Raw genomic sequence first — 16,700 nt, 5'->3', positions numbered from 1 at the left:
TCTTTAAGCTTCCTGTCCTACAGTTTCATCTTCAATGCCGAGTTCTTCTTTAACCCATTCATAACCTTCTGCTTCCAGACGCTGCGCGAGTTCAGGTCCGCCGGATTTCACAATGCGGCCCTGCATCATAACATGCACGTAATCAGGCGTGATGTAGTTAAGCAGACGCTGGTAGTGGGTAATAACCAGGAAACCGCGTTCCGGGCTGCGCATCGAGTTTACACCTTCAGCGACAATTTTGAGTGCATCAATATCAAGGCCGGAGTCAATTTCGTCAAGAATGACGATCTTCGGATCCAGCATCATCATTTGGAGAATTTCGTTGCGTTTCTTCTCGCCGCCCGAGAAGCCTTCGTTCAGATAACGGTGCAGGAATTCCGGATTCATATCCAGTTCCTTCATCTTAGCTTCCATCTGACGGATGAAACGGATGAGGGAGATTTCACTGCCTTCTTCACGGCGCGAATTGATGGCGCTGCGCAGAAAGTCGGAGTTGGTTACTCCGCTGATCTCGCTCGGATACTGCATGGCCAGGAACAAACCGGCGCGTGCGCGTTCATCTACTGCCATCTCCAGCAGGTCTTCACCTTCCAGCACAGCCGTGCCTTCAGTTACTACATACTTTGGATGACCCATGAGTGCCGAAGCCAGTGTACTTTTACCTGTACCGTTCGGACCCATGATAGCGTGAATTTCGCCGCCCTTCATCTGAAGATTGATACCCTTCAGAATTTCTTTTCCTTCGATTGTCGCTTTTAGTCCTTCAATGACAAAATCTGCTGCCATAATAATTATTCCCTCCACTCATCAATTTGCAAAAATCAGAAAGCTGTATTGAAACAGGGGGTTCCTGTTTGCCAGCACAATTAGATTTTATATCACATTATAATTATTATAAAGTGAATCACAGTGATTATCAATGATTCTCACTAATTTTATTACAAAGGAAGTTTTTTTACAAATATCTATTTTCAATTTTCATACCCGTCATCCACGTTTAGAGCTTTTCTCAGCCTGTTACTGTCCAAGGGCAGAGATGATTTCCTCTTTCCTGATCCGGAACTCTTCGTCGCCCAGAACCGGGCGCAAGTTGCCGGCTTCAGGCGGGGACTCCAGTTCAATCCAGGAGCGGCAGCCTGAATACTCCGGCCGTACTTGAATAATGGCGGGAGCCTCGGGAACGTATACACGAAGCAGCAGGACATGAAGCGGTTCCTTCGCTTTCCAGCGCAATCTTTCGGACGCAAGTCCTTCGCTCCAGATGTGATAGGGGTACAGCCGTTCCAGCTGATTCAAATTACGAACCTCCAAATCAGCAGCCGCTTCAGCGTATGCATTCAATGAAATCGCAGCGGAATCAGCGCCGCCTGCTTCCAGTGTCTGGGAGACGAGCGGGCGGTATGGCTCCTTCAGCAGTTCGGCACGCTGGTGTTCATAAGTGGGATAGAGATAGAACGAAGGGCTTTTAAGTTCAAAACGCCGTGTTTCTTCCTCTATCCCCCCTTTGCGCATCAGCATAATCATCCGTCCTTCTGTCAGCGTTTGGATGGCTGCGGCCCATTCTTTTAAGGCTACGGGGTTGGCGTTCAAGGTCAATCACTCCTTCCACTTATCCTGTTCAAAATCATCATCTTCACTATAAATTATATCCCTTGCCGCAGGAGTCTACAAATTTCGCAGCCTGCCAACGCTCATGCCACAGTAACACAAAAACAAAGCCTCCGCACAGGAGGCTTTGCAGAATTTCAAATGTAATTTCGGGTCAGGCTGGAATCAGCCCAGGAACGAGCGCAGCATCCATTGCTGCTTCTCCAGATCGGAGCGGATCTTGATGAACAAATCGGCTGTCGGCTGATCACTGGCGTTCTCCGCAAGCTCAATGCCTTCCGTAAGTTCTTCGGATACCGTAGCAAAATCTTCAATGAGGGATTGGACCATGCCCCGGGCATCTTCTTTGCCCGTTGCTTCCTGAATGGTGGCAATCTCCAGATATTCTTTCATTGTAGCTGCAGGGCTGCCTTTGATACTCAGCAGGCGTTCAGCAACTTCGTCCATTTTCAGCGTAATATCATCATAAAGCTCTTCAAATTTCACATGCAGGGCGAAAAATTGTTCGCCTTTGACATACCAGTGAAAGTTATGAACTTTAACGTACAATACATTCAGGTTCGCAACTTGACGGTTGAGGACTTGTTCCAATGATGCAGTGTTTACTTTGTTAGATGCTTTAGCCATGATATGATCCCATCCTTATCCATAATTTAGCCGGCTGCTTGTCCAAGGTCCGGCCTTGCAATTGTCTATACTTACTTTACCCTTCCAGCGGTTAGCCGAAACAAAATGGAAGCCACACCTGCAGTGAAATCGAGCTCTCTCCGAGGGCTTAAACCAACTCCTTATCCGTAGGATGACCAAGATTGCCCACCTTATGCCCTTTAACTGCCCTCACAAGTGGAAACGGCTTCGCCGTCCTCAAAAGGACGGTATCCGTTTCAGCGAGAAATAGAAGGATAATTTATAGCGTAAAGCATATAAATGCTTATATTTCAACAAAAGGGCCCCCAAAGGGCCCCGTGCAACACGCCAAATCATTACGTTCATTACCGCTCAGAGCATGCGGAGCAATGCCTCACTGCCTGTCATCCCCGGCAAAATCCCAAGATTTTCCGCTTCTATAGTAACAGACTCCAGCGGAGCTGCCAGGAGCTGCGCCAATGTGCGTACACCTACGGCCCGTGCGGCAATAATCTGCCGGTCACTAAGCATCTTATTCAGCAGTCCCACATCCAGCGCTCCGCACATAATATACCCTCGGCTTGTGCTGATGGTGAGCAGCGTTGTTTTGGGAAGTTTCACCTCGACTCCAACTAAGGTGTGATCTCCGACCTGAATAGGTTCTATGGTAACCAATAGCAGCGCCTCCTTTTTTCGTCATCCACGCTCTATGTGTATGCGGAGCCCTCTTGCTGTGTGTAGACGATGGTCCTATATCCTAATAAAATACAGAGACTTTAAGCCTTATTTCCAAGCAAAGAAGTATATGATTATTGTTTATTTAATGGTATAGTTTATTTACTTTAGGAATCGATTTAGTAAAAAGCTGGGGGATTTATGGACAAGAAACTACAACACACGGACGGAAATTATTTATTTAACGTCGACATCCTGATTAATGCCCGTACCAACCCGCTTGCACTGCAATATTTACTTGAAATGTTGAACAACAGCGACAAAATCACAGATTTCAACATTAACTCAGGTCTTGAGCTGGGAAGAACCATTGACAACCTTCTACGTTCTGCGAAGATAGCTCTGCAACAAGAGTCAGCCCCACCAGTTCCATTTAAATTGCCAGTGAAGCCGGCGGACAAACAACCGGAAAAACCCGCAGAGGATAAGCCCTCAGTGGATAGCCGTGCGGATGCTTATGGAAAGATCAGACAGTACATTCAGAACAATCAACTGGTCCGTATCCGGACGAACCGTCATGGTAAGCAGATGTCCATGCCCTGCCGTATTCTAAATTTTGATGAAGCGGCCAACTCTATAAGCATCTACCATGTTGATGAGAAACAGGTCTATACCTTTAACCTCAATGAAATTGACGAATTTCATTAGCACGAACCTGTGCAGCACAAACAAGCACCCTACCGGAATGGCATTCCGTGAAAGGTGCTTGTTTTATTTGCTTATGCCTTCCGGTTGACTTCAGTCAGTTCTTGCGGGAAAGGGCTTCCCAGGCCAGACATATCCAGCCGGCAATAAAACAAACGCCGCCGAGCGGGGTAACCGCTCCAAGGATTTTGATCCCGGTAATACTCAGTACGTACAAGCTGCCGGAGAAGAGAACAATTCCTGCGATCAGCAGCCTGCCGCTCCAGCGCAGGCGGACACTCTCTCCCCATTGTCCTGCAATAATCGCGACCAATATCAGTCCCAGTGCATGAATCATATGATAATGCACACCGGTTTCATACACCTTCATGTAATCCTCGCTGATCGAAGCCTTCAGCATATGCGCTCCGAATGCGCCGATCCCCACTGCCAGCATAGCCAGCAAAGCTCCCCAGGCGATAAATCTCCGTTGCATAATCAGAATACAACTCCTTATTATTGGACTTCCCCTATCTTACCTTACCAACAGGGGTCAATTCCAGCGGAGTTCCGGGATTTTTTCAATGTGGGACTTGCATTTGAAGCGTTCTTATGAAAAAGTGGATAGTATCAAGAATCCATTCTTTTACAAGGAGCGCACTTTTATTATGGACTATAATTCTCCACCAAAATCCGACTCACAGGAATCCCGGCAGGACAGCCTATTTCCAGGACAAAATGATCTGTCAAAACCTGAAGTACCTTACACCTACCAAGCGAATAAACGTGATTTCAAACATTCCGGCCCAGGTATCGCCTCTTTTGTGATCGCGCTGGTCACGTTTATCGGTTATGCAATTACTTTAGTGGTGGTAGGGAAGCAGGCTTCTTCCATTCTTAGTGAAAGCAACAGCGGCATCAATGAGTCTGCAGGAACCTTCATGTTTCTGGGATTGACCGTTTTGATACTTGCAGCTGTTAATGTAATCGGAGCAGTTGTCGGAATTATCGGGCTGACTCTCCGCAACCGCCGAAAAGTGTTCGCCGTCATCGGCACCATTATCAATGCTATCATCCTTCTGTTGTTCATGCTGCTCATTTCTACCATTCTGGTCAATGCCGGCTCCTACTGATTATCCCGCTATTTACTTTCATTAATAGAAAAGAGCCACTCCCGTCGATCCCAGTAGCAGACAATTCCTTACGGCCTTCCTGCTCCAAAAGATCGAGATTAAAATCAGAAGGCAATTTTTCAATTTCAGCGTAATAATCAGGATCCACCTTCATAGATAACCGGTTGCTTGCCGCATCAAAGGTAAAGATATCAAATACATAAAGCGAATAACCTTCTCCGTCCGCAAGCGTGGCAGTCTTCTCTTCCGCCATACCTTCCAGCGTAAGCTTCATGGTTCGGGTCTCCGGCAGTTTGGTCACCGGGGCTGCCCCTTCTTCCGCCTTGGACAGCTTAGAAAGAATCCGCTGGACGACGGAAGGATCACCCTCCACCGGCTTTTCTACATATTCAAAAACTACAGGGTCCTCCATCTCAAGACCTTCAAGCACACTCTCGGTGCCAGCACCCAGTTCAAAAGCGGTAGGGCCTTCTTCCGTTTCTATTTCAATCGAATGACTGTCAATTTGACCGACATAGCTGCCGGTTCCTTGGATGACCTGTGCTTCAGCAGTAGCGGTAGGACTAGGTGCAGGCGCTGCTGTGTATGCCACAGGTGAAGGAGAAACCGTTGCCGAAGGCTCACCCGGAGCCTCAGCAGGAGTGTTGCCTCCGCAAGCGGTTAATGTCAGCATCAATACAGCGACTGCCGCAATAGCCGGTAATGAACGTTGTGATTTCATGTTGACTGCCTCCTCATAGACGTGCGGTATGGTCAATATCTGCTTACTACCCTTATTAACGTTTAACCCATAGTCAGGGTTGCATAAACTTTGTCGAAATTGATGGGGAGCGCACTAGAAGTGTATGAGGCGGCATTTCTTCAGCTCATCATCCGGTACCCGGACTGCTTTTTTCATTGAGCACAGTAGGCGATTTTCCCATTGACCACAGTCATCCGTACGTTCACCTGCAGCAGTTCCTCGGGATCGCTCAACACGTCACGGTCAATTACCGTGAAATCCCCCTGCAAGCCCGGTGCGATACGTCCGCGTTCACGCTCTTCTCCCGCGGCAGCCGCACTGCCCGTTGTGAACAGACCTATCGCCTCCGGGATGCTCAGCTTCTCACCCGGCAAGTAGCCCTCATGGGATTCCCCCGGCTTGCGGCGGGTAACGGCAGCGTGCAGGCCAAGAAATGGATTCAGCGGCTCAATGGGCGCGTCACTGCCACCGGCACAGGTAATTCCGGCCTTCATCAGCTTATTCCAGGCATACAGATGCCCTGTTCTTGCCGGGCCTACCCGTTCCAGCACCCAGGGAAAGTCACTGGCCACAAAACGCGGCTGGATATCGGCAATGAGCCGAAGTCCGCGCATTTGCTCCACCAGCGCGCCATTCAGCACCTGGGCATGTATGAAGCGGTCCGGCAGGACGGCTTCCGGAGACAGCCGGTGATGGTCCATCGCAGCTAGCGTCATCCGGGCTGCCGCATCTCCGATCGCATGCACAGCAACCGGGAATGACAGCCGTCTCGCCGCGCCGACAATTTCATTCAGCTTCTCCTGTGTATGGATCGCGATGCCGGATGTATCCGGGGCATCGCTGTAAGGCTGCTCCAACAGTGCGGTCCGTCCGCCGATGGCACCGTCGGCGAACAGCTTGACCGCACCAAGCCGCAGCCACTCGTCACCGCTGCCTGCCTGCAGCCGCAGCTCCTCCACCTCCTGCAGATAGACATAATACAGCAGCTGGTGTGTGCGGAAGAACAGGCCTTCTTCGCGCAGCTCACGGTGAATCTGCAGCATCGTCTCCACACTGTCCAGCAGCCGCAGATCCTCTGTATGCACGGCTGTAAGCCCCAGAGAGAGCGCGTCGGCAATTCCCCGGCGGACCGCATTCTTCTTGGCGGTATAATCGGGCACCGGCTGCACGGCATTAAACGGCTGTGAGGCATCCTCATAAATCCAGCCGTTCAGCTTCCCTTCAGCGTCACGGCCGTAGGCTCCGGAAGCGAAGTCTGTAGTGGATTCGGTCACGCCTGCCCGCCTGAAAGCCTCGCTATTGCCGAGGAAGGCATGAAAGCAAGTACGCGTAAGGAATACGGGATGCCGCTCTGTCACCGCATCCAGCTCGGATATATGCGGCGCTGCGGCAGGCCGGAATTCATTCTCGTTCCAGTTCAGCCCGAGGATCCATTCCCCGGGAGGCGTAATCTCTGCGCGTCTGGCAATTGCATGCAGCATCTCTTCTTTGGAGGTCATACCCGTGAAATCCAGCATGTCCAGCTTCATCCCGTGCATGCCCAGATGCACATGCGCATCGGTCAGACCGGGCAGCACATAGGCTCCGTCCCAATCGACAACGTTGTATTCTCTGCCGCTAAGCTGCAGGGCCAAGTACCTGCCCTCTCCAACGGCAGTGATCCTGCCGTGCTCCACATATACAGCGTCATCGCCGGATTGGCTGCGAAATGGCAGAACGCCATTTTTAAATAAGGTTGCGGTCATGTACTTCTGCTCCTTTGTTATAACAACTTTTATATTAAAAGCATGTTTCTTTCAATCTATGGGCATGAGCCGGAAGCATGCAGCTGCGGAATTAATACTATGGTGAAGAGCCCTATTTACGTCCCTAAAAAGGAGTGGTTTCCTTGAAAATCGATATCGGCTGCGGTTCCGCTAAAGAATTGGGTTATCTGGGAATCGACTGCATTTCATACCCCGGGGTGGATCTGGTCTGCGATATTAATAAAGGCATTCCACTGCCGGACAATACTGCCGAATTCATTATGGCCAGCCGAGTTCTGCCCTATGTAAACAATCTATTTGCGGTGATGAAAGAGATTCACAGAATCAGCATCCATAAAGCCGTAGTCTGTATTCTCGCACCTTATGCACATAGCTTCGCTCACGTCTCCAATCCTTTTTTCAAACAAAAATTCGACGAGTACACTCCCCGGTATTTCACAAACCGCTTTTTCCAGCCTTCCGCAAGTCCGCTCTCTCCGGTGATTCCCGATTATCCGGTCCCTTCGCCGCCCTTCGATTACAGACTGCTGCGGATGGAGCTGTTCTATCAATACCCGTTTAACGACTCGCTCTACGAAGCAGAAGAACTCGAGATTCTCAAGACGCTGCAATCTAATGTAGTTCATGAAATCATGTACCATTTTGCCGTCGTTAAGAAAGAAATCACCCCGGAGGAGCTCGAAACCATGAGCAGAAATCATTATCCTGAACCGCGTGTGCTGCTGGAACGGAGGCTTCTCTCACAGCATAGACAAGATTTCAGCAAGTAGAAATATAAATATGTATTTTTAAAAAAATCCCCCGTGGACAAACAATTATGCCCGTCACCCGTCATAGGCTAATATACCACAAGAAATTTGGCACATCGTCCTTATCCAGGAGACGGTCTGCTTTTTTTCGTCTGCGCAGTTCAGCAACCTTGAAGGAGGTGAAAATTATTCCTCTAGTCGTTCGGGCTACGATTAACGCAACAGGCGCAATTACATTTACCGGTAATACACTTGGACTAAGCAGATCCGAAACGGCCGGGGTGCCCGGTACACAGGATAGTATAGGTGCATTCAGTACGGTCAACACGGCCTCTGTATTCGGCACCTACCCAGCCGGTACGACCAGCCTGTACCAGAACAACAGCTCAGCCGCCATACTGACGCTTCCCGCAGGAAGCACCGTGCTGTACGCAGAACTGATCTGGGCCGGCTCCTATATTAACGGCTCGGTTAATCTCAGCGCCTTCATCAATAATCCGGTCTCCTTCACCACACCCGCAGGGAGTACGACCAGTGTAACTCCAGATGCAGCCACTGCTAATACTATAGATCTGGGAAACGGGGCCTCCGCCTATGTCCGCTCAGCCAATGTCACCAGCATTATTCAGGGCGGCGGTGCCGGAACCTACACGCTCGGCGGTGTCGTCGGCACCATCGTAATCACGGGTGATGCAACCGCCAACCATGCCGGCTGGACACTTGGTGTGATCTACCAGAACCCCTCCCTTCCCTTCCGCAATATGTCGCTGCGGGCAGGAGCTGTGCTTGTACAGGCCACTTCAGCCCCGGTTGTCACGACTATTACGGGTTTCGCCACACCGGTCACCGGCGCTCTGGGCGGACGCATCTTGTTCAGCGCGCAGGAAGGCGACGCGAACCGTTCAGGCGACCAGGCGCTGTTCGGCCCGACCTCCGCCACACAGGTGGCCTTGTCGGGTCCCAACAACTTTGCCAATAACTTCTTTGCTTCGCAGATTAATAATGACAACGGCGCTCTGAATACGACTGGAACCTTCGGAACCCGCAACCAGACCAACGGCAGTCCAGGCACCAATATCATCGGTGGACGGCAAGGCTGGGACATTACCAACGTCGACGTTTCGGCAAGGCTGGTGAACAACCAGTCCTCTGCACTGCTGACGCTGACCACCTCTGGCGATGCCTATGTAGTCAACGCGAATGCGCTCCAGATCAATATTAACGCTCCGGTAATCACGCTGACCAAAGGCTCCAATGTGGCCGGTCCGATCGTTGGTGATACGATAACCTATACCGTTACCATCAACAATACAGGTACTGCCAGTGCTACGAGTGTGGTACTGTCAGATACACTGCCAAGCGGCTTGACCTTTGTAGCCGGAAGCGTTGTAGTCGCCGGCGTTTCCAGGCCTAGCTATGATATTTCAGCCGGAATTCCCTTAGGGTCACTGGCACTCAGCTCTTCTGTAACGGTTACATATCAGGCCAGAGTGACCTCGCTGCCGCCCAGCCCGCAGACGATTGCCAACTCCGCCAATGCCGCATTTACATTCCAGAGTGTAGCCGGAGGACCCATTGTTTCGGGAGTCATCCCATCCAATACAGTAACGGTTCCAGTGTACTCGCCGGTTCTGGGTATGGTCAAAAGCGCCAACACCGCCAACGCAACGGTTGGAGATGAGATTACCTATACCGTGCAAATCTCCAACACGGGAAATATCGGTGCGTCCACTACGCTGACCGACAATATCCCTGCCGGAAGCACCTATGTTCCCGGGAGCTTTACCGTTAACGGGACTCCCTTGGCAGGCAATCCCGCCACGGGCATCGCAATCGGCACGATTGCCGCCGGAGGAAGCTCCACCGTTCAGTTCAGGGTTGCCGTGAACAGTCTGCCGTCGCCGCCGCAGTTAACCGACCAGACCACTGCAGCCTATACCTTCCTGGTGCCTGACGGACGTACCGTGGCCGGTTCAGCAGCATCGAATACGCTGACCCTTCCGGTGACACTGCCCAATGTTACAGTGGTCAAAAGCACCAGCTTCCCTGACGTTGCCGTAGGGGACACTTTGACCTATACCTCCGTCATCAGCAATAACGGGATTTCGGCGGTAACACATGTTGTCCTGTCCGATCCGATTCCTGCAGGCAGCACCTTTGTTCCGGGCAGTGTGACCGTTTCCGGCTCATCCCGGCCGGTCGCAGACCCGGCATCGGGAATCTCTGTGGGGGCAATTCCTCCTGGTAACAGTGCAACCGTAGCTTTCCAAGTGACGGTCACCTCTGTACCGGGAACCGGACAGCTGTCCAACCGTTCTTCGGCATCCTATAGTTCCGGGATGTTTACAGGCATTTCCCAATCCAACATCACCACAACACCTGTGTATCAGCCTGTCATTGGCATTGTCAAAAGCGCAAGTCCGGCCAGTGCGACTGTAGGCGGCAACGTGCTTTACACCCTTCAGGTGCAAAACACAGGGAATCTGGCAGCAACCGTCACCCTAAGCGACAATATCCCCGCCGGCTCTTCCTTTGTTGCGGGAAGCGTTACAGTGAACGGTTCCGCTCGTCCTGCGGATTCTCCGCTCACCGGAATTCCACTGGGGGCCGTGGCTCCCGGTTCTACGGTAACCGTCAACTTCCTGACTACGGTGCAGTCACTGCCTTCTCCGGCGGTATTGACCGACCAAGGAAGCAGCAGCTATACCTACCAGTTGCCCAGCGGACGTTCCCTCAGCGGGGGAAGCCTCTCGAATACGGTCAGTATCCCGGTTTCCGCACCGAATATCACCTTATTCAAAACAGCCAATCTCTCCGCCATCGCTGTCGGTGAGAATATAACCTATACCGTAGCGGTATCCAATCCGAGCGGGGTGGCTGTAAACAACGTCGTCCTGTCTGATCCCGTACCCGCGGGAGGAGCATTTGTGGCTGGGAGCGTCACGGTGAACGGGGCTTCTGTACCATCCGCCAATCCGGGGGCGGGCATTGCTCTTGGCACCATCGCGGCAGGGGCCAGTGTGGTCGTCACCTTCAAGGTGAACGCTGCCTTCCTGCCAAATCCCGCCGAACTGGTTAACCGGGCCAGCGCTTCATTCACGGCAGGAGCGTTCAGCGGAACTGCCCTGTCCAATACAGTGACAACTCCGATCTTTATTCCGGTCATCACTCTCGTTAAAAGTGCCAACAGCGCCCAGGCTTCGGTAGGCAGTTCCCTATCCTTCTCGATCCTGGCCAGCAACACCGGTAATATCGCCGCCACGCTGAACCTGACTGACAGTTTACCGCCGCAAGCAGTATTTGAACCGAACAGCGTCATCATTGGCGGAACACCGCTTCCCGGTTTCAACCCGGTGACCGGAATCCCGGTAGGTCCGCTTGTGCCGGGCGATAGTGTCACCGTCAGTTTTCTGGTCACCGTGACGGCGCTGCCCCCGGGCCAGCAGCTGCTCAATTCGGCTGCTGCTGCAATCAGCTTCACTCTGCCTGACGGACGGCAGCTCGGAACAAACGCTGTTTCGAACACGCTCAGTGTTCCTGTCTCCGCTCCCAATGTCAGTATCGTCAAAAGCGTGAACGCCATTGATGCCGTTACGGGTGACATTCTTAAGTTCACCTCGGTGCTGACGAACACCAGCATCGCGGCTGTCAGCAACATCATTCTCAGTGATCCTCTGCCTGAGAATATTGCCTTCATTCCCGGAACCGTAATTGTGGGCGGCGTTTCCCAGCCGCAATCAGTTCCGTCCGCCGGCATTCCAATCGGCAGTCTGGCCCCAGGGGCGTCAGTCGCCGTAACATTCGAGGTGAGGATAACAATGCCGATTCCTTCACAGATCAACAACCAGTCGACCGTCAGCTTTACCTCCGGTGTATTCTCCGGTTCTTCATCTTCCAACGTAACCACGACACCGGTAATACAGCCGCAGATTTCCCTTGTCAAAAGTGCCAATGATCTTAATGCAACAGTTGGCGAATCCATTATCTACACGATTGTTGTCAGCAACACAGGCAATCTGGCTGCCAATGTTACTTTGACCGACAACATTCCCGCAGGGACTACCTTTGATCCCAACAGCGTTATCGTTGGCGGCTTTCCGCAGCCGGGAGCCGCACCCGATACCGGTATTACCGTCGGCACCGTAGCTCCGGGGGCCAGTGTTACCGTCAGCTTCACTGTCTTTATAGTCTCCTTGCCTTCACCACAGCAGCTTGTCAATCAGGCCTCCTCCTCCTTCACTTTCACTCCGCCTGACGGCCGGCTGCTTACGGGTACGGCTGTATCTAATACGGTAACTATCGCGGTCTCCGCTCCCAATCTTTCCGTAGTGAAGAGCACTCCTGCAACAGCAGTTGCCGTTGGAGATACGATTGCCTATTCCGTAAGCATTACCAACACCGGGATTGATCCCGTAAATAATGTATTACTCAGTGATCCCGTGCCTGACGGATCCTCATTTATACCCGGCAGCGTATCAGTAAACGGAGTGCCTTTCCCAAATGCCAATCCGTCTTCCGGGATTGCGATCGGAACGTTAGCCTCCGGCGCAACTGCAATCGTCTCTTACAGCGTAACGGTCATTTCCGTTCCCGCTGACGCCTCTATTGACAACCAGGCGACCGTTACCTATACCTCTGGTATTTTCTCAGGTACCACTTTGTCGAACCCGGTAGCCGTTCCCGTCTTCCAGCCGAATGTCTCTGTGGTTAAAACAGCCAGCACCGCTAATGCCACAGTCGGCGATACCGTAACCTATACCTTGACTGTCAGCAACACCGGCAATTATGGAGCCACTCTGAACGTAACGGACAATATTCCGGCAGGAACCACTTTTGTGCCCAACAGCGTCCTGATCAATGGGCTGCCTCTGCCGCAGGCTGATCCCACTACCGGTATTGCCGCTGGAACTGTCGCTGCGGGAGCCACTGTCGCCGTCACTTTCTCAGTTGTGATTACCTCACTGCCGTCTCCGCAGGTGCTGGTCAATCAGGGGACCGCAGCGTACAGCTTTACTTTGCCTGACGGACGCACAATCACCGGTTCAGCACTCTCCAACACGGTCACGATTCCTGTATCCAGCCCGAATCTCGCCGTGCTCAAATCCACCGCGACAACGGCAACTACCGTCGGGGACACGATTACCTATTCCGTGACCTTGACGAATAACGGGATCGAAACCGTCAATAACGTTGTCTTTACGGATGCTCTTCCTGCAGGTACCGCCTTTGTGCCGAACAGTGTGCTTGTGGACGGTGTCGGGCGGCCCGGGGCTTCACCTTCTACCGGGGTAACCATAGGCAGCATCGCCCCGGGGGCTTCAGTGACCGTAGCCTTTACTGTAACCGTAACTTCGCTGCCGGCAACCGGACTGCTGAACAACCAGTCCTCCGTCAGCTTTACTTCCGGAGCACTTTCCAACGTAGCATTCTCCAATATTGTCACCACACCGGTCTACGAACCGATAGTGGCAGCAGTCAAAAGCGCAAGCTCTGTCAATGCTACCGTCGGGGATACCATTACCTATACCGTAATTGTAAACAATACAGGCAACTATCCGGCTACTGCTACTTTGACCGATACGATTCCGGCAGGAACCCTACTTGTAGCAAACAGTGTGCTGATTAACGGATTCCCGTCCCCGGGAGCCGATCCCGCAACCGGCATTCCGCTCGGTTCTATTGCTGCCGGCGCCAGCTTAACAGTCACTTTCTCTGTTCTGATCACTACGCTGCCGCCAAACCAGCAATTGACCAACCGGGCTACCATCACCTTTGCGTATACCCTGCCGGACGGCCGGACCTTCAACGAATCAGCAGTCTCCAACATCAATCAGATTTCCGTTTCATCGCCTAACGTATTGGTATCAAAAGCCTCCACTGTAACAGATGCCGTAGTAGGTGATACCGTTCCCTACACAGTCACCGTTACCAATAGCGGGATTGCATCGGTCAACAATGTCGTGCTTAGCGATCCGATACCACCGGGAGCTTCCTTTGTCACAGGCAGCGTAGTTGTCGACAGCACTCCTCTGCCGGGAGCGAACCCGGCCAATGGAATTTCCCTTGGCACTCTGGCTCCGGGAGCTTCTGTCCAGGTCTCCTTCAATATTGTTGTTACTGCGCTGCCGAATCCACCGAGCCTTAATAACCAGGCGTCCGTGAGCTTTACCTCCGGTGCTTTCTCGGGTGCTTCCTATTCCAATAACCTGATTACTCCGGTGTATCAGCCGATAATCAATATCCTAAAGAGCGCGGATACAGCCAATGCAACCGTCGGAGACACTGTCACTTACTTCATTAGCGTCACAAACACCGGGAACTTGCCGGCTGTGGTTACCCTTACGGACTCCATCCCTGCAGGAGGTGTATTTGTTCCGAACAGTGTGCTGGTGAACGGTGTGCCGCAACCGGGAGCCGATCCGGCAGCCGGAATCAACCTTGGAACGGTTGCCCCTGGAGCTACAGTCGTCATGACAGTCACCCTGCAGGTTACCGTGGCTTCGCTGCCTTCACCGCAGCGACTCGTCAATCAGGCAGCCGCAACCTTCACGTTCACGCCGCCGGACGGACGTCTGCTCTCAGGCTCTTCCTTGTCCAATGTACTTGTGATCCCTGTATCGTCTCCGGACGTCACCGCAGTCAAGAGCACACCGGCTATCGATGCCGTAGTCGGCGACACCCTTACCTATACAATTGTCGTGACGAACAACGGTATCGTCGCCGTCAACAACGTTGTGCTGGTTGACCCGATTCCGGCCGGAAGCCAATTCGTTGCGGGCAGCGTTACCGTAGACGATATCGCCCGTCCTGGGGCCAACCCCGGATCAGGCGTTGTCATCGGCACGATTGCTGCCGGAGCTTCAACAACTGTAACCTTCAAGGTTCAGGTAATCGCGACATGACCCCTGGCTCATTTCCTCAACCTGTCGTGACGAATCAGTCCATGGTACTGTTCAGCTCGGCAGCGGGTATAGACGCTATAACCTATTCCAATACCGTCCATACCCCGGTCCTCAGCCCCGTACTTTCCTTATTCAAAAGTGCGGACAAAACCAGCGTCTCCCTTGGGGAGACGCTGGTTTACTCGCTTGTTGCCAAGAACAGCGGCAACGTGGCTGCACTGGCAACGATCAGAGATATTCTCCTTGAAGGCGTATCCTTCATTGCTAATAGTGTGCTAAGAGACGGAGTCCCCCTTCCCGGGGTATCTCCGTCTTCCGGCATACCGCTGGGAATAATATCACCGCAGGCACAGGTCCGCATCGCCTTCCAGGTCATTGTCGTTTCGCTTCCCCCCTCACTGGAGCTTCGCAATGAAGCCAGGGGATTTTATTCTTTCACTACACCGGAAGGCAGGCTTGTGCAAAGCGAAATCCTTTCCAATCCGGTAGCAGTTTCTTTGCTTTCCTACCAGCTCTCCACCCTTCTGGCCGCAAGTACTCCGACTACCTTTACCGGAGATGTAGTCACTTATATGCTGCAGCTCAGGAACGAGGGAGCACGGCTGCTGAACGATATTATCGTATTCATTCCCGTGCCGGATGGAGCCATTTTCGTTCCGGGAAGTGTTGTCGCCGGGGGTATCTATTATCCCGATGCTGATCCGGCAGAAGGAATCCGGCTGGGAGGCCTAAGTACAGACACAGCCGCCGAAATTTCTTTTCGCGTACGGATCACGTCAGTCCCTGAGAATTTCCTGTTAACAACGCAGGCGCGCACCACCTACCAGGGAGATGAAGCTACTGATACCACCGAGAGCAATACCTTGGAAATATCCATTATCCAGGCAGGCGTTACAGTCAGTCTAAAGGTTGATCGCTACAGCGCGGCGCCCGGAGACAACCTGCATTATAAGTTCACCGTACAAAACAGCGGAAATCTGGCTGTAAATGCTGCACTGGTGGATGCAATTCCTCCAGGAACATTGTTCATCTGGGACAGCGTTATGGTTGACGGTGTGCCCATGAAGGGTATTAGACCGGGAGAATTCATCCCGCTGGGCACAATAAGAGCCGGCTCTGTGGTCCTCGTGGAGTTTCTTGTGTCTATCCCTGCAGCCACTGATATCAAGCAGACCCCGGCGGTGCAGAACCAAGGCAATCTGCAATATACCTTCACACTGCCAGACGGACGAAATGTAAGACTGGTTGCCCGCTCAAATGCGGTTACCACCTTGATTCTGTCGCCGGTCATATCCATTGAGATGAATGGTGAACCGCCGATTGTCGAGCCCGGGGGGAATGCCCAATTCAGGATTTCAGTGATCAATAGCGGCAATTATCCTGCCGACGTTTCTGTCATACGGATCGTGCCCCAAGGAAGCCTAATTGAGTCCGACATCGTTACGGTCAGTACCCTTACCTCATCTGAAGCCTCTTACCGGGGGACGATGCCGCTGGGTACAGTGCAAGCTGGTCAGACGGTCCATCTCACTTATTTTGTCAGAATCAATGACGATTTCATGGGCCGGTCCCTTCAAGGCTCCTCGACCGCGCTGTACCTGTTCACGATTGACGGCCGGAGATATTCCGGGGAATCCCGGTCAAACAGCTATAAGCTTAATATTGAAGAGATCAGTGAATAAGGGATCAAAGTTCCCGGCTCCGCAGTTTATACCCATTGATATCTTCACATATCCTCCCTACCCCTGAATATACTTTAGTTACAGCATGCCTCAGAGTTACTCACTTTAAGAAGCATGTGCTTACGCCCGTAC

Annotated in this window: 12 protein-coding genes; 5 read left to right on the top strand and 7 right to left on the bottom strand. The window is 52.3% G+C overall.

The features are described from left to right. Nucleotides 1–3: 3 nt before the first annotated feature. The 4 genes from sufC to H70357_RS09895 form a co-directional block, all read right to left on the bottom strand. Nucleotides 4–786, bottom strand: a complete 783-nt coding sequence (gene sufC, locus H70357_RS09910) for a Fe-S cluster assembly ATPase SufC (RefSeq protein WP_038588534.1) — start codon at nt 784–786, stop codon at nt 4–6. Nucleotides 787–1,017: 231 nt separating this feature from the next. Beyond that, nucleotides 1,018–1,590, bottom strand: coding sequence for a DUF1802 family protein (locus tag H70357_RS09905; RefSeq protein ID WP_038588531.1), 573 nt, complete (start codon nt 1,588–1,590; stop codon nt 1,018–1,020). 183 nt (nt 1,591–1,773) lie between these two features. Then, nucleotides 1,774–2,235 carry a Dps family protein gene (locus tag H70357_RS09900; RefSeq protein ID WP_038588528.1) on the bottom strand — a complete coding sequence of 154 codons (462 nt, stop codon included), beginning with the start codon at nt 2,233–2,235 and terminating at the stop codon, nt 1,774–1,776. A 372-nt stretch (nt 2,236–2,607) separates the two neighbouring features. Continuing rightward, nucleotides 2,608–2,910: a YunC family protein gene (locus tag H70357_RS09895; RefSeq protein WP_038588525.1), complete on the bottom strand. Its 303-nt coding sequence runs from the start codon at nt 2,908–2,910 to the stop codon at nt 2,608–2,610. Nucleotides 2,911–3,111: 201 nt separating this feature from the next. On the opposite strand from H70357_RS09895, the gene H70357_RS09890 reads away from it, so the two are divergent. Beyond that, nucleotides 3,112–3,618, top strand: coding sequence for a hypothetical protein (locus H70357_RS09890; RefSeq protein WP_038588522.1), 507 nt, complete (start codon nt 3,112–3,114; stop codon nt 3,616–3,618). Between the two features lie 94 nt (nt 3,619–3,712). Here the strand turns inward: H70357_RS09890 and H70357_RS09885 are convergent, their stop codons facing one another. Further along, the gene (locus H70357_RS09885) at nt 3,713–4,090 is read right to left on the bottom strand and encodes a DUF423 domain-containing protein (protein ID WP_038588519.1); all 378 of its coding nucleotides are present in this window, start codon (nt 4,088–4,090) and stop codon (nt 3,713–3,715) included. Between the two features lie 172 nt (nt 4,091–4,262). Between H70357_RS09885 and H70357_RS34255 the strand changes: the two genes are divergently transcribed. Further along, nucleotides 4,263–4,727, top strand: a complete 465-nt coding sequence (locus tag H70357_RS34255; RefSeq protein ID WP_156130844.1) for a hypothetical protein — start codon at nt 4,263–4,265, stop codon at nt 4,725–4,727. Here the strand turns inward: H70357_RS34255 and H70357_RS09875 are convergent. Beyond that, nucleotides 4,708–5,448, bottom strand: a complete 741-nt coding sequence (locus H70357_RS09875; protein WP_052091945.1) for a DUF8580 domain-containing lipoprotein — start codon at nt 5,446–5,448, stop codon at nt 4,708–4,710. The genes H70357_RS34255 and H70357_RS09875 overlap by 20 nt on opposite strands. Before the next feature lie 173 nt (nt 5,449–5,621). Beyond that, nucleotides 5,622–7,214 (bottom strand): amidohydrolase, encoded by a 1,593-nt coding sequence (locus H70357_RS09870; RefSeq protein WP_038588516.1) that lies wholly within the window; start codon nt 7,212–7,214, stop codon nt 5,622–5,624. A gap of 143 nt (nt 7,215–7,357) precedes the next feature. On the opposite strand from H70357_RS09870, the gene H70357_RS09865 reads away from it, so the two are divergent. The 3 genes from H70357_RS09865 (at nt 7,358) to H70357_RS09855 (ending at nt 16,568) form a co-directional block, all read left to right on the top strand. Next, a complete protein-coding gene (locus H70357_RS09865) occupies nt 7,358–8,005 on the top strand; it encodes a class I SAM-dependent methyltransferase (protein ID WP_052091944.1) in 648 nt (215 codons plus the stop codon). 158 nt (nt 8,006–8,163) lie between these two features. Continuing rightward, complete coding sequence (locus H70357_RS09860; protein ID WP_156131006.1) at nt 8,164–14,886, top strand: DUF7507 domain-containing protein; 6,723 nt, start codon at nt 8,164–8,166, stop codon at nt 14,884–14,886. Beyond that, entirely contained in the window at nt 14,883–16,568 is a 1,686-nt protein-coding gene (locus H70357_RS09855) for a DUF11 domain-containing protein (RefSeq protein ID WP_038588513.1), read from the top strand. Before H70357_RS09860 ends, H70357_RS09855 begins: the two co-directional genes overlap by 4 nt. Nucleotides 16,569–16,700 lie beyond the last annotated feature (132 nt).

Source organism: Paenibacillus sp. FSL H7-0357 (genome assembly GCF_000758525.1).
Lineage (GTDB): Bacteria > Bacillota > Bacilli > Paenibacillales > Paenibacillaceae > Paenibacillus_AQ.
The sequence above is the reverse complement of the archived record's forward strand: the minus strand, read 5'-3'. Positions and strand labels throughout refer to the sequence as shown.

Coding starts and splice junctions, on each gene's coding strand:
- sufC (WP_038588534.1), bottom strand. CDS start 786: ATGGCAGCAGATTTTGTCATTGAAGGACTAAAAGCGACAATCGAAGGA.
- H70357_RS09900 (WP_038588528.1), bottom strand. CDS start 2,235: ATGGCTAAAGCATCTAACAAAGTAAACACTGCATCATTGGAACAAGTC.
- H70357_RS09890 (WP_038588522.1), top strand. CDS start 3,112: ATGGACAAGAAACTACAACACACGGACGGAAATTATTTATTTAACGTC.
- H70357_RS09885 (WP_038588519.1), bottom strand. CDS start 4,090: ATGCAACGGAGATTTATCGCCTGGGGAGCTTTGCTGGCTATGCTGGCA.
- H70357_RS34255 (WP_156130844.1), top strand. CDS start 4,263: ATGGACTATAATTCTCCACCAAAATCCGACTCACAGGAATCCCGGCAG.
- H70357_RS09875 (WP_052091945.1), bottom strand. CDS start 5,448: ATGAAATCACAACGTTCATTACCGGCTATTGCGGCAGTCGCTGTATTG.
- H70357_RS09870 (WP_038588516.1), bottom strand. CDS start 7,214: ATGACCGCAACCTTATTTAAAAATGGCGTTCTGCCATTTCGCAGCCAA.
- H70357_RS09855 (WP_038588513.1), top strand. CDS start 14,883: ATGACCCCTGGCTCATTTCCTCAACCTGTCGTGACGAATCAGTCCATG.